This is a genomic window from Myxococcus sp. RHSTA-1-4, from assembly GCF_020037125.1.
GTDB lineage: Bacteria > Myxococcota > Myxococcia > Myxococcales > Myxococcaceae > Myxococcus.
Genome location: NZ_JAIQDG010000021.1, coordinates 73,304 through 96,781, shown reverse-complemented (window position 1 = coordinate 96,781; position 23,478 = coordinate 73,304). Strand labels below are relative to the sequence as shown.

Below are 23,478 nucleotides of genomic sequence, written 5' to 3'. Positions count from 1 at the left end.
CCCGCACTCTGCGCGCCCGGGTTTTCACCCGGGTGACGCGTGTGAAACAACTTGGTGAGGTCCAGGGGGCAACGCGGCGGGCGGGAGGGCCGTGGGATGAGGCGTGAAGGTGCTCGCAGGTCCGTGTAGATCTCCCGACACGCACCCATGGAGCCCCCACAGCCACCCCCATCGCCCCCTCCCGTTCCCTCGCTGGCCCCCACGCCGGGAGAGCTGGCGCACGCGCAGCGGCGTGGAGGCCGCTCCGCGCTGCTCGGCCTCGGCCTCGTGGGGCTGGTCGCGCTGGTGAGCCCGGTGCTCGGCTACATCGAGGACGTGCGCAACGCGCGGGAGGAATTGCTGGCCCACCTGTCGAGCACGGCCCGGGTGCAGGCGGACGCCCTGAGCGTCCACCTCGGGGTGCTGGAGGCGGAGCTGGCCCGCGTGTCGGGACACCCCGCGCTCTTCCCGGAGGACGGCACCTCCGTGGCGGAGCAGGCGCTGCTCGACAGCGCCTTCTACCACTCGTCGCTCTTCTCCGAGGGGGTGGCGCTGCTCGGCCCCGATGGCGAGCGGCTGTGGAGCAATCCGCGCGACATGTCCCTGGGGGACTCGCCCCTGACGAGCCGGCCCTGGTTCCGCCGCATGATGGAGAAGCATGCGCCGGAGATTGACTTGCTGGAGCGCGAAGGCGGGCCGCTGGTCGTCGCGGTCCCCATGATGACGGGAGGCCGGCTGCGCGGGGTGCTGGTGGGGGAGGTGAGGGCGGGGGCCCTGCCCACGCGGACCACCGCCGGCACGACGCAGCTCCTGATGGACGCGCGCGGCCGGTTCCTGCTGCCGGCGTCCCAGGGGGGCACGCCGGAGACCCTGGAGCGGCTGCGGGAGCTCGCGCAGAGGCCGGGGCCGCTGTCGCTCTCCGGCACGCAGGTGCTGGGCGCGGTCGCCTGGGTGGGGGACAGCGGGCTGCGGCTGCTGGTGCTGGAGGCGGAGACCGCCACGGCGGACCTGCGCTCGCGGTTCCTCCGGCAGCTCGCCTTTCAAATCCTCCTGCTCAGCAGCACCCTGGTGGTGCTCGTCCTCCTGCTGCGCCACTCGTACCGCTCGCTGCTCGCGGCGGAGGAGCGGCTGCGCCGGCAGGAGACGATGGCGGCCCTGGGCACGGCCGCGGCGCTCATCGCCCACGAGGTGAAGAACGCCCTCAACGGCATCCAGGCGGCCCTCTCCGTGCTGCGCCACACGGCCGCGGGAAGCGAGCTGCCCGTCAAGGCGCTGCGCTCGCAGGTGGAGCGCCTGGGGCACCTGGCGCGCTCGCTGCTCTCCTTCGGCTCCCCCCGGGCCGCCCTTCGCCGTCCCTGCGAGGTGCGGCTGCTCGTGCAGGACGCGTTGCAGGCGGTGAGCCTGCTGCCCGAGTCCGAGGCCGTGGAGCTTCGCACGTCCCTGGAGGAGGGGCTCATGGTGCAGGGTGACGCGGCGCTGCTGGTGTCCGCCATCGACAACCTGGTGCGCAACGCGGTGGAGGCCGGCGCGGTGGCGCGCGACACGGGGCTGCGGCCCACGCCCTGGGTGTCCGTCACATTGACGCGGGAGGCCGACGAGGCCGTGCTGGTGGTCGAGGACAACGCGGGTGGCGTGGACCCCACGCTGGAGCCGCGGTTGTGGGAGCCCTTCGCCACGGGAAGGGCCAAGGGCATCGGACTGGGGTTGCCCATGGCCCGTGCCTCCGTGGAAGCTCACGGGGGCAGCCTGACCTATCTCCGTCGTCCGCAGGGGAGCCGCTTCACGTTGCGGCTGCCGCTGGAGCGAATCCCATGAGTACGCATCTGCTGCTGGTGGACGACGACCGCACCTTCGCCGCGCTGGCCGCGTCGGTGCTGCGCCAGGAGGGCTTCCGGGTGACGATGGCCCACTCGCTCCACGACGCGCGCGCGGCGCTCGCCCGCGAGGCGCCGGACGTAGTGGTGCTGGACCGCCGCCTGCCGGACGGAGACGGCATCGACTTCCTCCCCGAGCTGCGCACCCAGTTCCCGGACACCGCGGTGCTGCTGGTGACGGCGCACGGGGACATCGCCAGCGCGGTGGAGGCCATCAAGGCGGGCGCGCGCGACTACCTCTCCAAGCCGGTGGAGCTGGATGACCTGGTGCTGCGCGCGCGACGGGCCGCCGCGGACCTGCAGCTCCACGAGCGGCTGCGGCAGGCGGAGAGCGAGCTGGGCGGGCGGCACCGGCTCTTGCGTCCCCGTGCCCCGGCGATGGCCGCCGCGCTCCAGATGCTGGAGCGCATCGCGACCGCGCCGCGCAGCACGGTGCTGCTGCTGGGAGAGACGGGCGTGGGCAAGGAGGTGCTCGCGCGTCACCTGCATGCCAAGCAGGCGGGGCAGGGGCCCTTCGTCCACGTCAACTGCGCCGCGCTGCCGGCGACCATGGTGGAGAGCGAGCTGTTCGGGCACGAGCGCGGGGCCTTCACCGACGCGCGCGTGGCCCGGCGCGGCCTGGTGGAGGTGGCGAACGGGGGCGTGCTCTTCCTGGACGAGGTGGGCGAGCTGCCGCTGGGCCTCCAGGCGAAGCTGCTCACCTTCCTGGACCAGGGCGCCTTCCGCCGGCTGGGAGGCACCGCCGAGCTGCACAGCACCGCGCGCGTGGTGGCGGCCACCAACCGCGACCTCACCCGCGAGGTGGCGGAAGGGCGCTTCCGCGAGGACCTCTACTTCCGCCTGAGCGTCTTCCGCGTGGACATTCCCCCCCTGCGCGAGCGCCGCGAGGACGTGCTGCCGCTGGCGGAGTCCCTGGTGGCCGAGCTGTGCGCGGAGCTGGGGCGCCGGCCCGTGGGCTTCACCCCCGCCGCCCGCAAGCGGCTGGAGCACTACCCCTTCCCGGGCAACGTGCGCGAGCTGCGCAACGTGCTGGAGCGCGCGCTGGTGCTCGAGCCCGGGCCCGCCCTGGAGTTGCAGGCGCTCGAGCCGCGCGGAGGCACCGGGCCGGCCTCACCGGACCCGGACGCGTTCATGGTGCCGGGCCCGCCCCGCCCCCTGGAGGAGGTGGAGCGCCTCTACGCCCGTCACGTCCTCGCCCGGCTGGAGGGCCGGAGGATGGAGGCCGCGAAGGCGCTCGGCCTCTCGTACCCCACGTTCCTCCGCCGCCTGGGCGAGGAGTAGGCGGGCATTCAAGATTCTTTCAGCGCGGGCAGGGGCGGACTTCAAAAGGCTTTCATTCCACCCCGTCCGTCACAGCCTCCATCCCCCCTCCCCAGAGGGAGACGCGCCGCGGCACGCATGTTGCTCACCCCCGGGGCTCAGCGTGCGCCAGGTCATGGCGCCCTCTCGTGGAGGTGTGATGGAGAAGGTGAAGAATCCTGGGAAGGCGATGACTCCGTGGCAGGTGCTCGCCACGGACCTGCCTTCATCCCTGGTGGTCTTTCTGGTGGCACTGCCCCTGTGCATGGGCATCGCGCTGGCGTCGGGCGCGCCCATCATCTCCGGGCTGATTGCCGGCGTGGTGGGTGGCGTGGTGGTGGGCCTGTTCGGTGGCGCGCCGCTGCAGGTGAGCGGGCCGGCGGCCGGGCTGGCGGTGATGGTGTTCGGCTTCATCCAGCAGTTCGGGCTGGCCACGACATGCGCGGCGGTGGCGGCGGCCGGGCTCCTGCAGATGCTCTTCGGTGGGCTCAAGGTGGCGCGCGCGGCGCTGGCCATCTCTCCCGCCGTCATCCACGGCATGCTGGCGGGCATCGGCATCCTCATCGTCCTGGGCCAGCTCCACATCGTGCTGGGGGGCGCTCCCCAGTCCAGCGCGTGGCAGAACCTGCGTGAGCTGCCGGGGCAGGTCGCGGACCTCCATGGTCCGGCGACCCTGCTGGGCCTGCTGACCATCGGCCTGCTGGTGGTGTGGCAGGTGATTCCGGTGAAGCGCCTGAAGGCGGTGCCGGGGCCGCTGGTGGCCGTGCTGGGCGCCACGGTGGTGGCGACGCTGTGGGGCGCGGACGTGGCGCGGGTGAACCTGCCGGAGAACGTCTTCAGCAGCTTCCAGTTCCCGTCCCTGCCGGAGGGCAACTGGGGGCCGTTCGCGGCGGCGGTCATCTCACTGGCGCTGGTGGCCAGCGCCGAGTCGCTCCTGTGCGCGGTGGCCACGGACAAGATGCACACGGGGCCGCGGGCCAACCTGGACCGCGAGCTGTTCGCGCAGGGCATGGCGAACACGGTCTCCGGTCTCGCCGGCGGGCTGCCCATCACCGGCGTCATCGTGCGCAGCGCGGCGAACACCGCGGCCGGCGCGAAGACGCGGGTGTCGGCCATCCTCCACGGCGTCTGGCTGCTGCTCTTCGTCACGCTGCTGGGCTCCGTCGCGGGCCTGGTGCCCCTGACGGTGCTGGCGGGCCTGCTGGTCGTCGTCGGCGTGAAGCTGGTGAACGTGCACCACATCCGCGAGCTGCACCGCCGCGGCGAGCTGGCCGTCTACCTCGTCACGGTGGGAGGTGTCGTCGGCATCAACCTGCTGGCGGGCATCGGCCTGGGCCTGCTGGTGGCGATGCTGAGGCTGCTGTGGCACCTGGGCAGCGTCCACGTGGACGTGCGCCAGAAGGGCGAGGCGTACCAGGTCCACGTGTCGGGCGCGCTCACCTTCGTGGGCGTCCCCAAGCTGTCCGCGGCGCTGGCGCAGGTGCCCGCCGGCGCGAAGGTGGACGTGGACCTCGCGCTGGAGACGCTGGACCACTCCGGCCACGAGGCGCTGGAGAGCTGGGCCGACACCCACCGCAAGACGGGTGGAACGGTGTGGATGGAGTCGCTCGAGGACATCTGGACCCGCAGTGGCACGCGGAAGCCTTCCGGCTCCGCGCTGGCGGCGCAGGTCTCTTCCAACAATCTCGTTTCCGGAGGTGCGCAGTGAGGAAGCTCATCCGTGGTCTGCTGGACTTTCAGCTCAACGCCCGTCCGGGCTACCGCGACGTGTTCGCGAAGCTGGCCAATGGGCAGTCTCCCGACTGCCTCTTCGTCGGCTGCGCCGACAGCCGCGTGGTGCCCAACCTGCTGGTGTCGACGGACCCGGGCGACCTGTTCGTGGTCCGCAACGTGGGCAACATGGTGCCGCCCTCGGACGCGGACGGCCACTCCACGGGAGACCAGTCGGAGCCCGCGGCCCTGGAGTTCTCTCTGCACCACCTGTCGGTGGAGGACATCGTCGTCTGCGGCCACTCGAGCTGCGGCGCGATGAAGGCCGTGCTGGCCGGAGGCGTGGGGCCGGAGACGCCCAACCTCTCCCACTGGCTCGCGCACGGCCAGGCCGCCCTGCGCACCCTGCGCGCCGGCAGCCCCGTGGGTGAGGGGCTGCCCGAGTACGACCGGCTCTCGCAAATCAACGTCCTGCAGCAGCTCGAGCACATCAAGACGTACCCGATGGTGAAGGAGCGGCTGGAGGCGGGCACGGTTCGCCTGCACGCGTGGTGGTTCGACATCGGTCACGCCCAGGTCCACGCGTGGCGTCCGGCGCTGGGCCGCTTCGTGCCCATGGATGAGCTGGTGGGGGAGGCGCTGCTGAGGGAGCTGGGCGGGGGCGCGCACGCCCACAACGAGGAGCCTCTCCAGGGCGGCGCCGCGAGGACGCTGCGGCTGTCCGCGGCCAGCGGGCGCTGACCGGAGGAAGCGGGCAGGCAAGGGGGCGGCGCCGGAAGGGCGCCGTCCTCTTGTTGGAAAAAGGGCCAGGGAGAGGAAGGATGGCATCGGCGCTTCGATGACTCCCTTCCTCTTCACGCTGGCCGTCCTGTGCATCTCCCTGGGGGCGGGGCTGCTGGGCTCGTTGCTGGGCATCGGCGGCGGCCTCATCCTCATTCCCGTGCTCACGCTGTGGTTGAAGGTGGACATCCGCTACGCGGTGGGGGCGTCCATCATCTCCGTCATCGCCACCTCCAGCGGAGCGGCGGCGGCGTACGTGCGGGACAGGATGGCCAACATGCGGGTGGCCATGTTCCTGGAGCTGGCCACCACCGCGGGGGCGCTCAGCGGAGCATTCCTGTCCGGCCTGGTGGGCGGGCGCGGGGTGTACTTCGTCTTCGGCGCCGTCATGGCGTACTCGGCGCTGGCCATGCTGCGGCGGATGGGGGCGCGCGAGGAGGCGCCGGTGCCGGCGGACGCGCTGGCGGACCGGTTGGGGCTGCACGGCAGTTATTGGGACGAGGCCTCCGGGCGCGAGGTGCGCTACCGCGTCACCCGGCCGGTGGCGGGGCTCGGGCTCATGTACGTGGCGGGCACGGTGAGCGGGCTGCTGGGCATCGGCTCGGGGGCGCTGAAGGTGCCGGCCATGGACCTGGCCATGCGGCTGCCGCTGAAGGTGTCCACCGCCACCAGCAACTTCATGATTGGCGTGACGGCGGCGGCCAGCGCGGGCGTGTACTTCGCGCGGGGGCAGATAGACCCCTTCATCGCCGGCCCGGTGTGCGTGGGCGTCACGCTGGGCGCGTGGCTGGGCTCGCGCCACCTGATGGCGCGGGTGAACAGCACCTGGCTGCGCGGCCTCTTCGTGGCCGTGCTGCTGTGGGTGGCCTGGGAGATGCTGCACAAGGGATGGGTGTCATGAGCGGGGAGCGGGAGCCGGAGGCCGGGCCACGGAAGGAGGCCGCCGCGGCGGCGGTGCACGAGGACGCGGAGGCGGTGCCGCTCGTCCCGGAGCTGCTCATCAGCGACCTGTTGCGCTACGGCGTGGTGGCCAGCCTGTCCCTGGTGACGCTGGGCACGCTGATAACGTACCTGCGCCACCCGGACTACCTCGTCTCGTCGGAGGCGCTGCAGCGGCTCACCGCGCCGCACCCGGTGCCACACGGCCTGAGGGACGTGCTCACCGGTGCGCTGGCCGCGCGCGGGCAGTCCTTCGTCATGGTGGGGCTGCTGGTGATGATGGCGGTGCCGGTGCTGCGGGTGGCCCTGTCGCTGCTCATCTTCCGGCAGCAGCGGGACACCCTCTACGTGGCCATCACCACCGCGGTGCTGGGGCTGCTCTGCCTGTCCTTCCTCCTGGGCGCGGCGGAGGGCTGACGCCGGGCGCGCTTTTCAGCACCTGTCACCGGGGCGGCGGATGGGGCGGCCCGGGCTGCCCCACCACGTGAGCGTGAAGCCGCCATCCGCCAGGGGCTTCAGCGCCAGGGCCGTGCCTTTGCGCAGCTTGTCGGGCAGCTCCTCGCCCTGCAGCGCGAGCAGGGCGGCGCGCTCCAGGGAGGGGTTGTGGCCCACCAGCGCATGGCCCGGGCCCAGCTGACGGGCCAGCTTGAGGATGCGCTTGTGCGCGCCCCTTCCCGGCACCAGCGCCGGGTGGACCTCCACGCTGGACAGGCCGAAGGCCTCGGCCATCAGCTCCGCGGTCTGCACCGCGCGCACCAGCGGGCTGGTGACGATGCCCGTCAGCGGAGTGAGGCGCGCCAGCCTGCGCGCATGGTGCCGGAAGGCGGCGCGGCCCTCGGAGGTGAGGGCGCGGGCCTCGTCACCCAGGACGTGCGAGTCCTCGGCCACGGCATGGCGGACGAGCAGCAGCGGCAGTTCGCGGGGGGACATGGTGGCGGCGATGAATCACCGCCCGGGGCCGCGCGCAAGCAACGCCATGGCGACAACGCGACGCGTTCATCGAGTCCCGGACAACGCTACCCGTCCAGGTCGTTCATCGAGTCCAGCGGCAGCTGGGAGGCGTCCGCCACGGAGCCCTCCAGGTCCGCGGGAAGGCTTCCGGTGTCAATGCTTCCGGTGTCGGTGTCCACGTCCGGAGGCGGCCGGCCGCCGTCGAGCGGGGCGGCGAGGCTGTTGCGGGAGGCGGCGCCGGGCGGCGGGCGCAGCACGGGCCCCACCGGCGGGGGCAGGCCGGAGTGGCGGCGCGCGGCCTCCAGCAGCGCGGTGTGGTGGCGGTAGCGCGCCTCCACCAGCTTGTGGATGAGCAGGGGGCCACCGGGCACGCGGCGCGCGGTGAGCGCCTGGGTGGCCTTGCGCACCGGGTAGCGCACCCGGCGGATCTGCACCCGCCAGCCCTTGGGCGTGAAGGTGAAGACGCCGTAGGCGGGGCGCAAATCGCCGTCGCGGGGAATGCCGGCGCTGGCCACGTCGGCGATGAGCATGCGGCCCACGCGGCGGCGGTAGGGGAAGTGCAGGTGCCCGAAGGCGCACGCCGCCGCGTCCAGGTGGTTGAAGTAGCGGCGCACCGCCACGTCATCCAGCGTGGGGTCCAGCGACTCCTCGAGGTTGCGCGGGTTGGCGTGGCAGACGAAGAGGTCCTGCCCCTTGCGCGGCGTGTAGCGCACGGAGAAGGGCAGGGCGCCCAGCTTCGTCAGCAGCTCGCCGCCGAGCTGGTCTCTCGTCCACCGCAACAGCTCCGTCTTCCAGTGGTCCCGCTCCCGGTAGGCCCCACCCAGGTAGTTGCCCGCGAGGTAGCAGTCGGTGTTGCCCATCAGCACCGAGTCGCAGCGGTCGAAGAGCAGGTCCACCGTCTCGCGCGGGTGGGCGCCGCGCAGCGCCAGGTCTCCCGCGGCGACGATGTAGTCGGGCGCCACGGAACGCGCGATGTCCTCGAGGACGGCCTCGCAGGCAGGAAGATTGCCGTGGATGTCCGCGAGGATGGCGACCCGCATGGTCGGCCCATCCTATCCCGTCGCCGCCCTCGCCGCAGTGGCCTGGGGCAGAAAAATGGTGAAGGTGCTGCCCACGTTGGGCTGGCTCTCCACCTTGACCTCACCGTCCATGGCCTGGAGCAGGTGCTTGACGATGGACAGGCCCAGCCCGGTGCCGCCCATGTCGCGGCTGCGCCCCTTGTCCACCCGGTAGAAGCGCTCGAAGATCCGGGAAAGGTGCTTGGGCTCGATTCCCAGCCCGGTGTCCTTGACGCGCACCACGCACCGTCCGTCCTCGTACGCTCCGTAAACGTCCACCCGCCCACCGGCCGGCGTGTACTTCACCGCGTTGTCCAGCAGGTTGAGGAGCACCTGCTCCACGGCGCGTGTGTCCCCCTGGGCCCGAAGGTCCGGTGGAACGTGCAGTGAAACGACCTGGCCCTTGCCCTCCGCCTTGGGACGCACCGTGTCGGCGGCCCGGGCCGCGGCCACCGCCAGGGGGACCTCGGTGAACGCCAGGCGCACCTCGCGAGACTCCAGGCGGGACAGCTCCAGCAGGTCCTCCACCAGCTCGGACAGGCGCTCGGACTGGCGGTGGATGATGTCCACCATCTTCGGCGCCATGACGGGGTCGTTCAGGGCGCCGCCCTGGAGCGTCTCCGCGTAGCCGCGGATGGCGGTGATGGGGGTCCGCAGCTCGTGGGAGACGTTGGCCACGAAGTCCTTGCGCACCTTCTCCAGCCGCCTCAGCTCGGTGACGTCGTGGAAGACGGCGGCGCTGCCGGGCAAATCCCTGCCCAGCGGCGTCACCCGGATGGCGAGCGTGCGGGGAAACAGGCCCTCCAGCGTCAGCTCCAGCCGCGTGGAGGCGCCCTCGCGGCAGGCGCGCATGACGGCGTCATTGAGGACGTCGTCGCGGATGAGGGCCAGGGGGCGCTGGCCGATGATGCCGGCGGCGGCCGGCTGGAGCATCTCCCGGAGCGCGGTGTTGTGGCGCACCACGGTGCCCTCCGCGTCCGTCACCCAGATGCCCTCGGCCATGCCGTCCAGCACGGCGGAGAGGGTGCTCGCCTCCTGGGAGAGGACGGCGTTGCGCTCGGAGAGGCGGGAGTGGAGCGTGTCGATGGCCCCCTCGAGGCTGGCCACCTCCTCCAGCCGCTCCGGGTCCGGCGCGGGAGTGCCCAGCCCCCCCTCGGCGCGGCCGCGCGTATGGCGGGCCAGCGTGTCGAGCTGACGCTGCAAGGCACCACGGCTGACGCCCAGGGCCATGAGGGAGCCGGCGAGGGTGACGAGCGCCGCGGCCAGCGCGCCGCCGGGCGTGTCCAGCACGGCGACGAGCACCGCCACCACGGCGGCCGGCATCAGCAGGGGGAGCAGGGTCGAGCGCAGCGTCATGGGGCGGCCCTACTGCTGCGGACTGAGCTTGTAGCCCACGCCGCGCACCGTCTCGATGATGTCCCCGGCGGGGCCCAGCTTCTCGCGCAGCCGCTTGATGTGCGTGTCCACGGTGCGGGTGTGGATCTCCGCCTGGATGCCCCAGACGTCGGACAGGAGGACCTCACGCGTCTGCACGCGGTCGCTGCGCTCCAGCAGCGTGCGCAGCAGGCGGAACTCCAGGGCGGTGAGCACCACCTCCTCGCCCTTCACGCGCACCTGGTGGCGCGACGTGTCCAGGGAGATGTCCCCGGCGGACAGCACCGCCGCCGGCCCCTCTTCCGCGTCGGAGCGGCGCAGCACCGCCTTGACGCGCAGCAGGAGCTCGCGGACGGAGAAGGGCTTCACCACGTAGTCGTCCGCGCCCAGCTCCAGGCCCTGGACGCGGTCCGACTCCTGGCCCTTGGCGCTGACGATGATGACGGCCGTCTTGCGCAGCTCCGGGTCCTGCTTGAGCATGCGCAGCACCTCGCCACCCGCGATGTCCGGCAGCATCAGGTCCAGCAGCACCAGGTCCGGCGGCTGCGCCCGGGCCTTGGCCAGGCCTCCGGCGCCGGTGTTCGCCGTCTCCGTTTCGAAGCCCGCGGCCCGGAGGTTGTACTCGACGAGCCCGGCGAGGTCCTGCTCGTCCTCGATGATCAGGATGCGCGACATGGGGTCCTCTCGGTTTCCAGCCAATCTTCTTGGAGGTATTCGCGGGGCCCGCGCGCCCCCCAGTGCTGCCCGTGCATCAAATCGACCCCATCAAAGCGTTATTCGGAGGATCCACGAAGGGCTCATCGCCGCGGGTGACGGCGGCGTGACATCTTCGTGGCGACGTTGGACCCGCGGCGTGTTGACGCTGGAGGGCTCGCCCTCTATGTTGCCCGCCCCTTTGACTGGAAGTTGCGTAAATGCTCGTAAAGATTGAACAAATCAAGGAGACCGGGCTGCAGCTCAACGAGCCCATCGGTCTCGGCCTGCTCGGTGACGTGCTGGGCGGAGCGGCGTCCGGTGAGGACACCGGGTTCCGGGCCACGAAGCCGTCCACCCTGAAGGCGTCGCTGCGCAAGGTGAGCGGCGGGGTGCTGCTGGAGGGCCAGTTCACCGCGCACCTGGCCAGCGAGTGCAAGCGCTGCCTGGGCAACGTGGAGCTGAACCTGCCGGTGTCCTTCACCCTCAACCTGGTGCCGGAGTCGCTCGCCAAGGGGGAGGACTTCCAGGACGACGACGAGGGCTCCATGGAGAAGAAGGAGCGCGTCCAGGGAGAGTCCGGCGGCTCGTTCAGCATGGAGGACGCGGACGAGGAGGTCTTCGACGGGAAGACCATCGACCTGGACCCCATCGTGCGCGAGCAGCTCCTGCTGGCGCTGCCGATGAGCGCGGTCTGCCGCGAGGACTGCCAGGGCCTGTGCCCGCAGTGCGGCATCAACCGCAACGAGGCGAAGTGCAACTGCGAGCTGAAGCCCGTGGATCCGCGGCTGGCGCCGCTGAAGAACATCAAGCTCAGCAACTAGCCCGGGGCTTCAGACCGGCCGCGCGGAAGGCGGGCGGCCGGAAACGACGAGGGCCGCGACCTCCGGAAAGGGAGGCGCGGCCCTTGTGGTGCTACCGGTGCTGACGAGGCGTCAGGCCTCGGCCTGGGGCAGCACCTCGCGGCCCTTGTAGTGACCGCAAGCGGTGCAGGCGCGGTGAGGCATCACCGGCTCCTTGCAGTTGGGGCACTTGGTCACCTGCACGGCGCTGCGCAGGTTGTTGTTGCCCGCGCGGCGGCGGTCGCGACGCATCTTGGAAGTACGCTTCTTGGGGACACCCACGGCTCACCTCTATATCGACGCCGACCCGCGGCTTTGAAGCCGGCCCGGACCGGTTGAGTCCAATGTCTCAAGCGCTGTGCCGGGGTCCCCGGCGTCCTGCGCAACACTCTCTGAACCACACCGGGCCGGAGCGGTCGCACGAAGGCTCCCGTACTCCATGTCCGGCTTCGGAAGGCGGCGGACCCTAGCGGCTCGGCGCCCCCGAGTCAATGCACCTGCGCGGCACCTGGGAGATCTCCCCGTGCCCCGACCTCCAACCTCCCACCCACGGCCCTCCTACCTCCGCCCGGCGCCGGGTGACAACGCCCGGGAGGGGGGCCTCATTTCTCCTGCTTCTGGCAGATGTGCGCTCTCCTGGACGGACCTGACGCCGGCCAGGGCAGCCAGCCGTTGCCCGCCCGGGGGCTTCCTGGTGTGCTGCGCGGCCGCCGTGCCACCCCCTTTCGGGGCGGCCGGCCCCCCTTTATGGAGCGCCATCACACACGATGAGGCTGGTGCTGGATGCGATGGGAGGCGATCACGCCCCCGCGGCCCCGGTGGAGGGCGCGCTGCTCTTCGCCCGGGCGAACCCCGACCATCAGGTGCTGCTGGTGGGTGACCGGGAGCGGGTGGCCCCTCTGTTGGGGCGCGGCCGGCCGCCGTCCAACCTCCACGTCCACCACGCCTCGGAGGTGGTGGAGATGGACGACCACGCCTCCTCGGCCTTCCGCCGCAAGCGGGACTCCTCCCTGCGGGTGGGCTTCGAGCTGGTGCGGGATGGGAAGGCGGACGCGCTGGTCTCCGCGGGCAACTCCGGGGCCGTCATGGCGGGTGGGCTGCTGACGCTGGGGCGGCTGCCGGGGGTGGAGCGGCCGGCCATCGCCGCGCTCTTCCCCGCCCTCAAGGGAGGGGGCCGCTGTCTGCTACTGGACGCTGGGGCCAACGTGGACTGCCGCCCCTCGCACCTGGCCCAGTTCGCCGTCATGGGTGAGGCGTACGTGCGTGCCCGCCTGGGCGTGGCCCGGCCCCGGGTGGGGGTGCTCTCCAATGGAGAGGAGGCCTCGAAGGGCACGCCCCTCACCCGCGAGGCGAGCGAGCTGCTGCGCCGCTCGGACCTGGACTTCGTGGGCTACGTGGAGGGCAAGGACCTCTTCTCCGGCGACGTGCAGGTGGTCGTCACCGACGGCTTCACGGGCAACATCGTCCTCAAGACGTCCGAGGGCGTGGGCATGGGCGTCATCGGCCTGCTGCGGCAGGCGATTGAAAAGCGCGGCGGACTGCCGGAGAAGCTGGGAGCGATGCTGCTCCAGCCCGCGCTGGCGGGACTGCGCCGGGTGGTGGACTACGCGGAGTACGGCGGCGCCCCCCTGCTGGGCATCCAGGGTGTCGGCATCGTGGCGCATGGCCGCTCCACCCCTCGGGCCCTCTACAACGCGCTGGGCGCCGCCCTGGCCACGGCGCAGGGCGGCTTCCAGGAAGAGCTGACGCGTTGCATTGAGCGAGCAAGTGTCTGGCTCCCTACCCACCAGAAGGGAAAAAAGGCGACAGACGAGGTCGTTTCCGATTAGAGAGGCGGCCCCAGGCGTTGGGTTCCGACGGACGAATCTCCCTCTGGAGAACCCTCGTGGCATGTACGCAGATCATCGGAACCGGCGCCTACGCCCCCTCCCGGGTCATCACCAACCAGGAGCTGGAGCATCGCGTCGAGACATCGGATGCCTGGATTCGCGAGCGCACCGGCATCCAGGAGCGGCGGCAGGCGGCGCCGGAAGAAGTCACCAGCGACATGGCCGTCCAGGCCGCGCGGCGCGCGCTGGACATGGCGGGCGTGGCCCCTGAAGAACTGGAGCTCATCGTCGTGGGGACGATTACGCCGGACATGCCCATGCCTTCGTGCGCGGCCTTCGTGCAGGCGAAGCTGGGCGCGCGGCGGGCCTTCGCCTTCGACGTGGGCGCGGCGTGCGCCGGCTCGCTCTACGCCATGAGCGTGGCGGACCAGTTCGTGCGCTCCGGGCGGGTGCGGCGGGCGCTCGTCATCGGCGCGGAGATGCTCAGCCGGGTGGTGGACTGGGAGGACCGCAACACCTGCGTCCTCTTCGGTGACGGGGCGGGGGCCATGGTGCTGTCGCCGTCGCCCACGCCGGACGACGGGCGGGGCATCCTCTCCACGCACCTGCACACGGACGGGACGCTGGCGGAGCTGCTCACCATCCCCGGCGGCGGCTCGCGCACGCCCATGACGGAGGAGGCGGTGCGCTCGAAGCTGAACACGCTGCACATGAACGGGCGCGAGGTCTTCCGGGTCGCGGTGCGCTCGCTGGTGGAGGCCACCCAGGAGGCGCTGGCCGCCCACGGGCTGACGCCGGGGCAGGTGGACCACGTCATCGCCCACCAGGCCAACGCCCGCATCCTGGAGGCCGCGCTGGAGCGGCTGGAGATTCCCCGAGACAAGTGCTGGCTGAACCTGCACAAGTACGGCAACACGTCGTCGGCGTCGCTGCCCATGACGCTGGACGAGGCGCACCGCGCCGGAAGGCTGAAGCGCGGAGACGTCATCGCGATGATGGCCATCGGCGCGGGCATGACGTGGGGCAGCGCGGTGGTGCGCTGGTAGGGCAACAGGACTCAAGGATTCAGGAGGCGGAGACCGCACATGGCGAAGGTCGCGTTCGTGTTCCCCGGGCAGGGCAGTCAGGCCGTGGGGATGGGCAAGGACCTCTACGAGAAGTTCCCCGAGGCCCGGGCCGTCTTCGAGGCCGTGGACGAGGCGCTGGGGGAGAAGCTCTCCACCCTCTGCTTCGAGGGGCCGGAGGATGCGCTGAAGCTGACGGCCAACACCCAGCCGGCCATCCTCACCGTGTCGGCGGCGGCGCATGCCGTCTTCTCGAAGCGCGGGCCGGCGCCGGTCTTCGTGGCCGGGCACTCGCTGGGTGAGTACTCCGCGCTGGTGGCCGCGGGCGCCATGGACGTCCGCGACGCGGCCCGGGCGGTGCGGGCGCGCGGCACCTTCATGCAGGAGGCGGTGCCCGCGGGTGTGGGCGCCATGGCCGCGGTGCTGGGCCTGGCCCCCGAGAAGGTGAAGGCCGCCTGTGACGCGGCGGCCGAGGGGCAGGTGGTGGCCCCCGCCAACTACAACTCGCCGGAGCAGACGGTCATCGCCGGCCACGCCGAGGCGGTGGAGCGCGCCGGGGTGAAGTGCAAGGAGGCCGGGGCCAAGAAGGTCATGCCCCTGGCGGTGTCCGCCCCCTTCCACTGCGGGCTGATGGACCCGGTGAAGCCGCGGCTGGCGGAAGTGTTGAGTCGTGTGCAGATCCACGCGCCCCAGGTGCCGGTGGTGACGAACGTGGAGGCTCGCCCCAACGCGGACGCCTCGCGCGTGGTACCGCTGCTCCTGGAGCAGGTCAGCTCGCCGGTGCGCTGGATTGAATGCGTGGAAGCGCTGAAGGCCGGGGGCGTCACCCGCGTGGTGGAGCTGGGGCCGGGCAAGGTGCTGTGCGGCATGATGAAGCGCATCACCAAGGACATCGAGACGTTCAACGTGGAGGACGCCGCGAGCCTGGAGAAGGTCCTCGCGGCGCTGGGGTGAGCGGCATGAGCGGCTTCAAGGACAAGGTGGTGCTGGTGACCGGTGGCTCGCGCGGCATTGGCCGGGCGTGCGCGCTGGCGTTCGCGAAGGCGGGCGCGTCCACCGTGGTCATCAGCTACGCGGGCAACGAGGCTGCGGCCCAGGAGACGGTGGGCCTGCTCCAGGCGGCCGGCGCGAAGGCGGAGGCGGTGAAGTTCGACGTGGCGGACACCGCCGCGTGCGCCAGTGCCATCGACGGCATCGTCAAGACGCATGGCCGGCTGGACGTGCTGGTCAACAACGCCGGCGTGGCCGTGGACGGCCTGGTCATGCGGGTGAAGGACGAGGACTGGGACAAGCAGCTCGACACCAACCTGAAGGGCGCCTTCGCCCTCATCCGCGCGGCCAGCCGGCCGATGATGAAGCAGCGGGGCGGGGCCATCATCAACATCAGCTCCGTGGTGGGGGAGATGGGCAACGGCGGACAGGCGGCCTATTCGGCCTCCAAGGCGGGGCTCATCGGCCTGACCAAGTCCGTGGCCCGGGAGCTGGCCAGCCGGAACATCCGGGTCAACGTCGTGTCGCCCGGCTTCATCGGGACGGACATGACCTCCCACCTCAATGACGAGCTGCGCCAGAAGATGCTGGAGGGCATCCCCCTGGGCCGGCTCGGCAACCCGGAGGAGGTGGCGGGGGCCGTCGTCTTCCTGGCCAGTGACGCGGCGTCCTACATCACCGGGGAGTCCCTGAAGGTCAACGGCGGCATGTACATGTAACCCAAGGTTGGATTGCCGCCGGGCGTGGGATATACCGCGCCCGCTTTCGAATAGGACCCGGGAAGCCTCCGGGTCCCAATCTGGTTTCTGGAGGGTTCCGCACTTATGTCGACGTCAGCCATTGAGAACAAGGTCAAGTCCATCATCGCCGACCAGCTCGGGGTGGGAGAGGACGAGATCAAGCCCGAGTCCTCCTTCATCGAGGACCTTGGCGCGGACAGCCTCGACATCGTGGAGCTCGTGATGGCGATGGAGGAGGAGTTCGAGGTCGAGATTCCCGACGAGGAGGCCGAGAACATCAAGACCGTCGGCGACGCCATCAACTACATCAACACCCACAAGAAGTAGGCAGCACCAGGGCGTGCCGGGGTGCGGGGAGACGCCGCGTGAAACGTGGCGTCCCCGGTGTGCCTCAAGGCGCCAGCGGAGAGGATCGTGTCGAACCGTCGAGTCGTCGTCACCGGTACCGGGCTCATCTCGGCACTGGGCACTGGAACCGAGAAGAACTGGCAGGCGATGCTCGCCGGCAAGTCGGGTATTGCCCTGGTCTCGCGCTTCGACCCGGGGAAGATCGACGCGCGCATCGCTGGCGAGGTGAAGGACTTCGTGCCGGAGCAGTTCATCGACAAGCGCGAAGTGCGCCGGATGGACCTTTACGCCCAGTACGCCCTGGCCGCCGCGGAGATGGCGGTCAAGGAGTCGGGGCTGCCCATCGGCCCGGAGGTGCCTCACGGCTACGCGCCGGAGAAGGTGGGTGTCATCGTCGGCTCGGGTATCGGCGGTATCTCCTCGCTCGAGGAGCAGCACCGCAAGGGCCTGGAGAAGGGGTTCGACCGGCTGTCGCCCTTCTTCATCATCCAGATGATCGTCAACATGGCGCCCGGCCTCATCTCCATGCGGTACAACTGCAAGGGCCCCAACTGGGCCCCTGTGTCCGCCTGTGCCACCAGCGCCCACGCCATTGGCGAGGCTTATAAGTCCATCAAGCTGGGCGAAACGGACGCGGCCATCGCCGGCGGCGCCGAGGCGGCCATCACCCCGCTGGGGCTGGGTGGCTTCTCGGTGATGAAGGCGCTGTCCACGCGCAACGACGACCCGGCCGGCGCCAGCCGTCCCTTCGACAAGGACCGTGACGGCTTCGTCATGGGCGAGGGCGCGGGCATGCTGGTGCTGGAGGAGATGGAGGCCGCGAAGAAGCGCGGCGCTCCGATTCTCGCGGAGCTGGTGGGCTACGGCGCCAACTCGGACGCGTACCACGTCACCCAGCCGGCCCCGGAGGGCGAGGGCGCGGCGCGCTGCATGCGGCTGGCGCTCCAGTCCGCGGGGATGAAGCCGGAGGAGGTGGGCTACATCAACGCCCACGGCACCTCCACCCCGTTCAACGACGCGAACGAGACCAAGGCCATCAAGGCGGTGTTCGGCGACCACGCGCGCAAGCTGGCGGTGTCGTCCACCAAGTCCATGACGGGCCACATGCTCGGCGCGGCCGGTGGCGCGGAGGCCGTGGTGAGCGCGCTGGTGCTGTCGCGCAACATGCTGCCGCCCACCATCAACCAGCAGACGCCGGACCCGGACTGTGACCTGGACTACGTGCCGAACGTGGCGCGCGAGGCCCGGGTGAACGCGGTGATGAGCAACTCGTTCGGCTTCGGCGGCACCAACGCGGTGCTGCTGTTCAAGCGGTTCTAGGCCCAGGGGCCTGGCCGCTCCATCTGAGGAGACCCGCGTGAAGATCATCCTTGCGTCCGACCACGCGGGCCTGGAGCTTCGCCAGGAACTGGTGGCCGCGCTGAAGGAGCGTGGCGTGGCCCATGAAGACGTGGGCCCCGTCACGCGCGACTCGGTGGACTATCCGGACTTCGCCTCGCGGGTGTCCCGCGCGGTGGCGTCCGGGGAGTACACACTGGGCGTGCTGGTGTGTGGCACCGGCATTGGCATGAGCATCGTCGCCAACAAGCACCGGGGCGTGCGCGCGGCCCTGTGCACCACCGAGTTCGAGGCCCGTATGGCCCGCGCTCACAACGACGCCAACGTGCTGTGCCTGGGCCAGCGCGTGGTGGGGGCCGGCGTGGGCCGCGCCATCCTCGAGGCGTTCCTCAGCACCCCCTTCGAGGGCGGCCGCCATGAGCGGCGCGTCCAGAAGATCCGCGAGGCCGAGTCCCAGGGCTAGCGGCCCCGCCGTACCCGTTTTGTCGCGAGGGAGTCAGCCATGGAGAACACCCGCACGCTGTCCGACGTGGACCCCGAGATTGCCCGGGCCATCCACGAGGAGACGCAGCGCCAGGAGGAGGGGCTGGAGCTCATCGCCTCCGAGAACTTCGTCTCTCCGGCGGTGATGGAGGCGGTGGGCTCGGTGCTCACCAACAAGTACGCGGAGGGCTACCCCGGCAAGCGCTACTACGGTGGCTGCGAGGTGGTGGACGTCGCGGAGAACCTCGCCATCCAGCGCGCGAAGGAGCTCTTCGGCGCGGACGCGGCCAACGTGCAGCCGCACTCCGGCAGCCAGGCCAACATGGGCGCCTTCATGGCGCTGATGAAGCCGGGCGACACCATGCTGTCGCTGGACTTGAACTCCGGCGGCCACCTCACGCACGGCGCGGCCTTCAACTTCTCCGGCAAGCTCTACAAGGTCGTCCACTACGGCCTGACGCGCGACACGGAGACCATCGACTTCGCCCAGGTGGAGGCGCTGGCCAAGGAGCACAAGCCCAAGGTCATCGTCGTGGGCGCCAGCGCGTACCCGCGCACGCTCGACTTCGCGAAGTTCCGTGAGATTGCCGACGCGGTGGGCGCGGCGATGCTGGTGGACATGGCGCACATCGCCGGCCTGGTGGCCGCGGGCGTGCACCCGTCCCCGGTGCCCTACGCGGAAGTCGTCACCACCACCACGCACAAGACGCTGCGCGGCCCGCGTGGCGGCATGGTGCTGTGCCGCGAGGCGTTCGCGAAGAGCATCAACAGCCAGATCTTCCCCGGCATCCAGGGCGGCCCGCTGATGCACGTCATCGCCGGCAAGGCGGTGGCCTTCAAGGAGGCGCTGTCGCCGGAGTTCAAGGCGTACCAGCGGCAGATTGTCGCCAACGCGCAGGCGCTGGCGGAGGCGCTGAAGGGCGCGGGCCTGCGGCTGTGCTCGGGCGGCACGGACAACCACCTGATGCTGGTGGACCTGCGGCCCAAGAAGCTCACCGGCAAGGTGGCCGAGGAGGTGCTCGGCAAGGCCGGCATCACCGTGAACAAGAACATGATTCCGTTCGACCCGGAGAAGCCGATGGTGACGTCCGGCGTCCGGGTGGGCACGCCGGCGATGACGACGCGCGGCATGCGCGAGGCGGAGATGGCGGTGGTGGGGCGGCTCATCGGCGAGGCGCTGGACGCGGCGCAGGACGACGCGGCCCTGGCCCGCATCAAGGGCAAGGTGAAGGAGCTGTCGCAGGGCTTCCCGCTGTACGCCTCGCGGCTGAAGTAGCCGTCACGGAGCGCCTTTCTCCGCCTCTTCATGCGCTGCCCCTTCTGCCAGGACGCCGAGAACAAGGTCATCGACTCGCGCGAGTCACACGAGGGCTCCGTCATCCGGCGGCGCCGCGAGTGCCTGGCCTGCAAGCGGCGCTTCACCACGTATGAGCGGGTGGAGGAGCTCTACCCGCTCATCGTGAAGAAGGACGGGCGGCGCGAGGCGTTCGACCGCGAGAAGATTGTCAGCGGCCTGAAGAAGGCGTGCGAGAAGCGGCCCGTCTCCGCGGACCAGATTGAAGAGACGGTGGTGGCGATTGAGCGGCGGCTGCAGGGGATGGGCGAGAAGGAAGTGCCCTCGTCCGTCATCGGCGAGGAGGTCATGCGCCGCCTGCAGCAGCTCGACGAGGTGGCGTATGTTCGCTTCGCCTCGGTGTACAGGAGCTTCCGCGACATCTCGGAGTTCATGCACGAGCTGAAGGATTTGCTGGAAGCCGAGGAGCGGGAGCGCAGGGCGAAGCCTCCGGCTTCGCCGGGCAAGGACGGCTGAGAGGGAACATGCGGCTGCTGACGCGGGCACGGTTGGAGGCAACGAGGGCGCCCCGGGCGAAGCGGGCGGCGGACTTCGACCGCGCCGTGGCCGAGTTCTTCATGCGGATTGCCCTGGAGGAGGCCGCCAAGGGCCTGGGCCGCACCAGCCCGAACCCGGTGGTGGGCGCGGTGCTGGTGAAGGGCGGGCGCATCATCGCCCGGGGCTACCACAAGAAGGCGGGCACGGCGCACGCCGAGGTGGTGGCGCTGGAGGCGGCGGGCTCGAAGGCGAAGGGCGCGGACCTCTACACGACGCTGGAGCCGTGCGACCACTACGGGCGCACGCCGCCGTGCAGCCTCGCGGTGCTGGAGGCCGGGGTTCGCCGGGTCATCTGCGCGTCGTCGGACCCCAACCCGCAGGTGAGTGGCAAGGGCGTGGCGCGGCTGCGGCGCGCCGGGGTGCAGGTGCTCACCGGCGTCCTCCAGGAGGAGGCGGACACGCTCAACCGGCCCTTCTTCAAGGTGATGAGCACCGGCCTGCCGTGGGTGACGCTGAAGGCGGCGGCGACGCTGGACGGGAAGCTGGCCACGGCCACCGGGGACTCGCGCTGGGTGACGGGCGAGCCGGCGCGCGCGTGGGTGCACCGGCTGCGCGACGCGGTGGACGTCATCCTCGTGGGCGCCAACACGGTGCGCATGGACGACCCGAAGCTCACCACCCGGCTGCCGGGCGGCGGGGGCAAGGACCCGCTGCGCGTCGTGGTGGACAGCCACCTGCGCCTGTCCCCGGGCTACACCGTCTTCACGCAGCGCAGCCCCGCGCGGACGGTGGTGGCCACGCTGGAGGACCCGGAGGGCCGCAAGGCACGGCGCTTCCTCGCCCAGGGCGTGGAGGTGTGGCAGGTGCGGCAGAAGAATGGCCGGGTGGACCTGAAGGCCCTGCTGCGCCGCATCGCCAAGGGCGGCCTCAACCACGTGCTGGTGGAGGGTGGGGCGGAGATGTACGGCTCCTTCCTGCGCGAGCACCTGGCGGACGCGCTGGCGCTGTTCCTCGCGCCCAAGCTGATTGGCAGCCCCGGCCTGTCCTGGGCCGGTGATTTGGGCGTGAAGGAGATGGCCCAGGCCCTGGCCGTGAAGGACCTCACCTTCGAGCGGCACGGAGAGGACGTGCTGCTGCAGGCGCTGCTGTAGGTCCGTTATAAGGCGGACCATGTTCACTGGCCTCATTCAGGACCTGGGCAGGGTGGAGCGCGTCATCCCCGGCGGGATGACCGACCTCTGGATTCGCACGTCGCTCGGGGCGGAGAAGTTCGACCTGGGCGAGTCCATCGCCGTGGACGGCGCGTGCCTCACCGTGGTGGAGCGCGCCGGGGACACCTTCAAGGTGCAAGCCGCCCCGGAGACGCTCCGGCGCACCACCCTGGGCGCCGTGCGGCCGGGCGACCGCGTCAACCTGGAGCGCGCCCTCGCCCTGGGCGACCGGCTGGGCGGGCACCTGGTCTCCGGCCATGTGGACGCCGTCAGCGAAGTGCTGGAGACGTTCCCCGAGGGCGGCTCGTGGGTGATGGTCTTCCGGCTGCCGGAGGAGCTGGCCCCCTTCTTCATCGAGAAGGGCTCGGTGGCCATCGACGGCATCAGCCTCACCGTCAACGCCGTGGAGGCGGACCGGTTCCGCGTCCAGCTCATCCCCGAGACGCAGGAGCGCACCACCCTGCGGGGCAAGGCGGTGGGGGCCCGGGTCAACCTGGAGGCGGACCAGATTGGAAAGTACGTAGCCCGGCTGTTCGCGCTCCAGCGGGGGCAGGGGGCACCCGGGGGTGGCGGGCTGACGGCGGCGGCCGTCCGGGCGGCGGGCTTCGGGACACCGTAGTCCGCGACGCCGGGGCGCGGGTGGTGTAGGAAGCGCGGCATGCCTCGCTACATCGACGGTGACTTCCTTCCCCCCAAGGGGCGCTTCGCCATCTGCGTGGCCCGCTTCAACGGCTTCATCACCGAGGAGCTGGCCAAGGGGGCCGTGGACACGCTGGTGCGCCATGGTGTCGCGGACGCGGACATCGACGTGTACCGCTGCCCCGGCACCTATGAGCTGCCCGGCCTCACCCGGCGCGTGACGGAGTCCCGCCAGTACGTGGGTGTCATCACCCTGGGCGCCGTCATCCGCGGCGGCACGCCCCACTTCGACTACGTCGCCGGCGAGTGCGCCAAGGGCATCGGCTCGGTGGCCTTCAACGCGGCGGCGGGTACCCCGGCCACGGCCGTCACCTTCGGCGTGCTGACGTGCGATACGGTGGAGCAGGCCATCGACCGGGCGGGCGTGAAGGCGGGCAACAAGGGGGCCGAGGCCACCCTGGCCTGCATCGAGATGGTCAATCTGTACGCGAAGATGGCGGCGATGGAAGGAAGGAAGGGGTAGTCCATGGGCGCTCGGAGAACGGGACGCGAGCGGGCGCTGCAGGCGCTCTATCAACTGGAGATGGCGACCGTGTCGGTGGCCGAGGCACTGGAGTCCGCCTGGAGTGCCGCCGAGGAGCCCCGGAGGGACCCGGACGCGGTGAAGTTCGCCCGCGAGCTGGTGGAGGGCGTGCAGGCGCACCGGGAGGAAATCGACCAGCTCATCGAGCGGCACAGCCACAACTGGCGGCTGGACCGCATGTCCCGCATCGACCGGAACGTGCTGCGCCTGGGCATCTTCGAGCTGAAGTACCGCCCGGACATCCCCCGGAAGGTCACCATCAACGAGGCGGTGGAGCTGGGGAAGAACTTCGGGACGGAGGAGTCCAGCGCCTTCGTCAACGGCCTGCTGGACCGGGTGGCCGTGGCGCTCAACAAGCCCTGAGACGACTCCCCGACGCACCAGCGAGGGACGTGCCGTGAGCCAGACGACGACGCACGACATCGGGATGGAGGGGCTGGACTCGCTCGGCGGGGTGGATGCCCTCTGCCTCTTCGTGGCCGAGGACGACCGCCCCCTGCCGTCCTCCGCGGGCTACGTGGACTGGCGCCTGTGCGGCGCGCTGTCGCGGGTGCTGAAGAACGGCTTCTTCACCGGCGCCAAGGACGACTGGCTGCTCCTGCCCTCGGACGGGAAGCTGTCGGTGCCCCGCATCTTCGTGGTGGGGCTGGGCTCGCGGAAGGCCCTGAACGCGGGCGCGCTGAGCGAGGCACTGGCCAACGCGGGCCGGGTGCTGTCCCGGGCGAAGGTGGACGCGGTGGCGCTAGAAATACCTGGAGGCGCCGGGACGGAGGACCCGGCGCGGGCGGACGCCTTCCAGAAGGGCTTCCTCCCGGCGTTCAAGGGCGGACGGGTGGCCGTCCTCGCGGACAAGGGGCTCGTCCGGCTCCTGCCAGGGCGCAAGGGGTGACGCTCAGCGGCCGGGCGGGCGTTCTGTTAGCATG

At 71.0% G+C, this 23,478-nt stretch carries 26 protein-coding genes; 21 read left to right on the top strand and 5 right to left on the bottom strand.

Annotated elements, in window-relative coordinates; all coding sequences use genetic code 11:
- Window positions 1-147 precede the first annotated feature (147 nt).
- The 6 genes from K8638_RS26805 to K8638_RS26780 all read left to right on the top strand — a co-directional run bounded on the left by K8638_RS26805 (window position 148) and on the right by K8638_RS26780 (window position 6,998).
- Complete coding sequence (locus K8638_RS26805; protein ID WP_223757479.1) at window positions 148-1,794, top strand: sensor histidine kinase; 1,647 nt, start codon at window positions 148-150, stop codon at window positions 1,792-1,794.
- A complete protein-coding gene (locus K8638_RS26800) occupies window positions 1,791-3,134 on the top strand; it encodes a sigma-54 dependent transcriptional regulator (protein WP_223757478.1) in 1,344 nt (447 codons plus the stop codon). Before K8638_RS26805 ends, K8638_RS26800 begins: the two co-directional genes overlap by 4 nt.
- Window positions 3,135-3,312: 178 nt before the next feature.
- Window positions 3,313-4,860 carry a SulP family inorganic anion transporter gene (locus K8638_RS26795; protein WP_223757477.1) on the top strand — a complete coding sequence of 516 codons (1,548 nt, stop codon included), beginning with the start codon at window positions 3,313-3,315 and terminating at the stop codon, window positions 4,858-4,860.
- Complete coding sequence (locus tag K8638_RS26790; RefSeq protein WP_223757476.1) at window positions 4,857-5,603, top strand: carbonic anhydrase; 747 nt, start codon at window positions 4,857-4,859, stop codon at window positions 5,601-5,603. The genes K8638_RS26795 and K8638_RS26790 overlap by 4 nt, the downstream gene beginning before the upstream one ends.
- A gap of 97 nt (window positions 5,604-5,700) precedes the next feature.
- Window positions 5,701-6,543, top strand: a complete 843-nt coding sequence (locus K8638_RS26785; RefSeq protein WP_223757475.1) for a sulfite exporter TauE/SafE family protein — start codon at window positions 5,701-5,703, stop codon at window positions 6,541-6,543.
- Entirely contained in the window at window positions 6,540-6,998 is a 459-nt protein-coding gene (locus K8638_RS26780) for a DUF1634 domain-containing protein (RefSeq protein ID WP_223757474.1), read from the top strand. Before K8638_RS26785 ends, K8638_RS26780 begins: the two co-directional genes overlap by 4 nt.
- Before the next feature lie 15 nt (window positions 6,999-7,013).
- On the opposite strand, the gene K8638_RS26775 is transcribed toward K8638_RS26780, so the two are convergent.
- The 4 genes from K8638_RS26775 to K8638_RS26760 all read right to left on the bottom strand — a co-directional run bounded on the left by K8638_RS26775 (window position 7,014) and on the right by K8638_RS26760 (window position 10,639).
- Window positions 7,014-7,511 (bottom strand): histidine phosphatase family protein, encoded by a 498-nt coding sequence (locus tag K8638_RS26775; protein ID WP_223757473.1) that lies wholly within the window; start codon window positions 7,509-7,511, stop codon window positions 7,014-7,016.
- 86 nt (window positions 7,512-7,597) lie between these two features.
- A complete protein-coding gene (locus tag K8638_RS26770) occupies window positions 7,598-8,572 on the bottom strand; it encodes a metallophosphoesterase (RefSeq protein WP_223757472.1) in 975 nt (324 codons plus the stop codon).
- 12 nt (window positions 8,573-8,584) lie between these two features.
- Window positions 8,585-9,946: a cell wall metabolism sensor histidine kinase WalK gene (locus K8638_RS26765; RefSeq protein WP_223757471.1), complete on the bottom strand. Its 1,362-nt coding sequence runs from the start codon at window positions 9,944-9,946 to the stop codon at window positions 8,585-8,587.
- 9 nt (window positions 9,947-9,955) lie between these two features.
- Window positions 9,956-10,639, bottom strand: coding sequence for a response regulator (locus K8638_RS26760; protein ID WP_223757470.1), 684 nt, complete (start codon window positions 10,637-10,639; stop codon window positions 9,956-9,958).
- 239 nt (window positions 10,640-10,878) lie between these two features.
- Here K8638_RS26760 and K8638_RS26755 point away from each other — a divergent pair, with 239 nt between their 5' ends.
- Window positions 10,879-11,481 (top strand): DUF177 domain-containing protein, encoded by a 603-nt coding sequence (locus tag K8638_RS26755; RefSeq protein WP_223757469.1) that lies wholly within the window; start codon window positions 10,879-10,881, stop codon window positions 11,479-11,481.
- A 111-nt stretch (window positions 11,482-11,592) separates the two neighbouring features.
- On the opposite strand, the gene rpmF is transcribed toward K8638_RS26755, so the two are convergent.
- Window positions 11,593-11,781, bottom strand: coding sequence for a 50S ribosomal protein L32 (gene rpmF, locus K8638_RS26750; RefSeq protein ID WP_223757468.1), 189 nt, complete (start codon window positions 11,779-11,781; stop codon window positions 11,593-11,595).
- A 485-nt stretch (window positions 11,782-12,266) separates the two neighbouring features.
- Between rpmF and plsX the strand changes: the two genes are divergently transcribed.
- From plsX to K8638_RS26680, 14 genes are all read left to right on the top strand, one after another.
- Entirely contained in the window at window positions 12,267-13,328 is a 1,062-nt protein-coding gene (plsX, locus tag K8638_RS26745; protein ID WP_223757467.1) for a phosphate acyltransferase PlsX, read from the top strand.
- 56 nt (window positions 13,329-13,384) lie between these two features.
- Window positions 13,385-14,374 (top strand): beta-ketoacyl-ACP synthase III, encoded by a 990-nt coding sequence (locus K8638_RS26740; RefSeq protein ID WP_223757466.1) that lies wholly within the window; start codon window positions 13,385-13,387, stop codon window positions 14,372-14,374.
- Between the two features lie 39 nt (window positions 14,375-14,413).
- Window positions 14,414-15,346, top strand: coding sequence for an ACP S-malonyltransferase (fabD, locus tag K8638_RS26735; RefSeq protein ID WP_223757465.1), 933 nt, complete (start codon window positions 14,414-14,416; stop codon window positions 15,344-15,346).
- Between the two features lie 5 nt (window positions 15,347-15,351).
- Entirely contained in the window at window positions 15,352-16,101 is a 750-nt protein-coding gene (gene fabG, locus K8638_RS26730; RefSeq protein ID WP_223757464.1) for a 3-oxoacyl-[acyl-carrier-protein] reductase, read from the top strand.
- Between the two features lie 105 nt (window positions 16,102-16,206).
- Window positions 16,207-16,449 (top strand): acyl carrier protein, encoded by a 243-nt coding sequence (acpP, locus tag K8638_RS26725; protein ID WP_223757463.1) that lies wholly within the window; start codon window positions 16,207-16,209, stop codon window positions 16,447-16,449.
- Between the two features lie 87 nt (window positions 16,450-16,536).
- On the top strand, window positions 16,537-17,790 hold the full coding sequence (gene fabF, locus K8638_RS26720; RefSeq protein WP_223757462.1) for a beta-ketoacyl-ACP synthase II: 1,254 nt from the start codon (window positions 16,537-16,539) through the stop codon (window positions 17,788-17,790).
- A gap of 37 nt (window positions 17,791-17,827) precedes the next feature.
- The gene (gene rpiB, locus K8638_RS26715; protein ID WP_223757461.1) at window positions 17,828-18,271 is read left to right on the top strand and encodes a ribose 5-phosphate isomerase B; all 444 of its coding nucleotides are present in this window, start codon (window positions 17,828-17,830) and stop codon (window positions 18,269-18,271) included.
- 39 nt (window positions 18,272-18,310) lie between these two features.
- Window positions 18,311-19,567, top strand: a complete 1,257-nt coding sequence (gene glyA, locus K8638_RS26710; protein WP_223757460.1) for a serine hydroxymethyltransferase — start codon at window positions 18,311-18,313, stop codon at window positions 19,565-19,567.
- 30 nt (window positions 19,568-19,597) lie between these two features.
- Entirely contained in the window at window positions 19,598-20,101 is a 504-nt protein-coding gene (nrdR, locus tag K8638_RS26705) for a transcriptional regulator NrdR (RefSeq protein WP_223757459.1), read from the top strand.
- 8 nt (window positions 20,102-20,109) lie between these two features.
- Window positions 20,110-21,273, top strand: a complete 1,164-nt coding sequence (gene ribD / locus K8638_RS26700; protein ID WP_223757458.1) for a bifunctional diaminohydroxyphosphoribosylaminopyrimidine deaminase/5-amino-6-(5-phosphoribosylamino)uracil reductase RibD — start codon at window positions 20,110-20,112, stop codon at window positions 21,271-21,273.
- 19 nt (window positions 21,274-21,292) lie between these two features.
- Window positions 21,293-21,952, top strand: coding sequence for a riboflavin synthase (locus K8638_RS26695; RefSeq protein WP_223757457.1), 660 nt, complete (start codon window positions 21,293-21,295; stop codon window positions 21,950-21,952).
- Between the two features lie 39 nt (window positions 21,953-21,991).
- Complete coding sequence (ribH, locus tag K8638_RS26690; RefSeq protein ID WP_223757456.1) at window positions 21,992-22,495, top strand: 6,7-dimethyl-8-ribityllumazine synthase; 504 nt, start codon at window positions 21,992-21,994, stop codon at window positions 22,493-22,495.
- A 3-nt stretch (window positions 22,496-22,498) separates the two neighbouring features.
- The gene (nusB, locus tag K8638_RS26685; protein WP_223757455.1) at window positions 22,499-22,918 is read left to right on the top strand and encodes a transcription antitermination factor NusB; all 420 of its coding nucleotides are present in this window, start codon (window positions 22,499-22,501) and stop codon (window positions 22,916-22,918) included.
- 34 nt (window positions 22,919-22,952) lie between these two features.
- Window positions 22,953-23,444, top strand: coding sequence for a M17 family peptidase N-terminal domain-containing protein (locus tag K8638_RS26680; RefSeq protein WP_223757454.1), 492 nt, complete (start codon window positions 22,953-22,955; stop codon window positions 23,442-23,444).
- Window positions 23,445-23,478 lie beyond the last annotated feature (34 nt).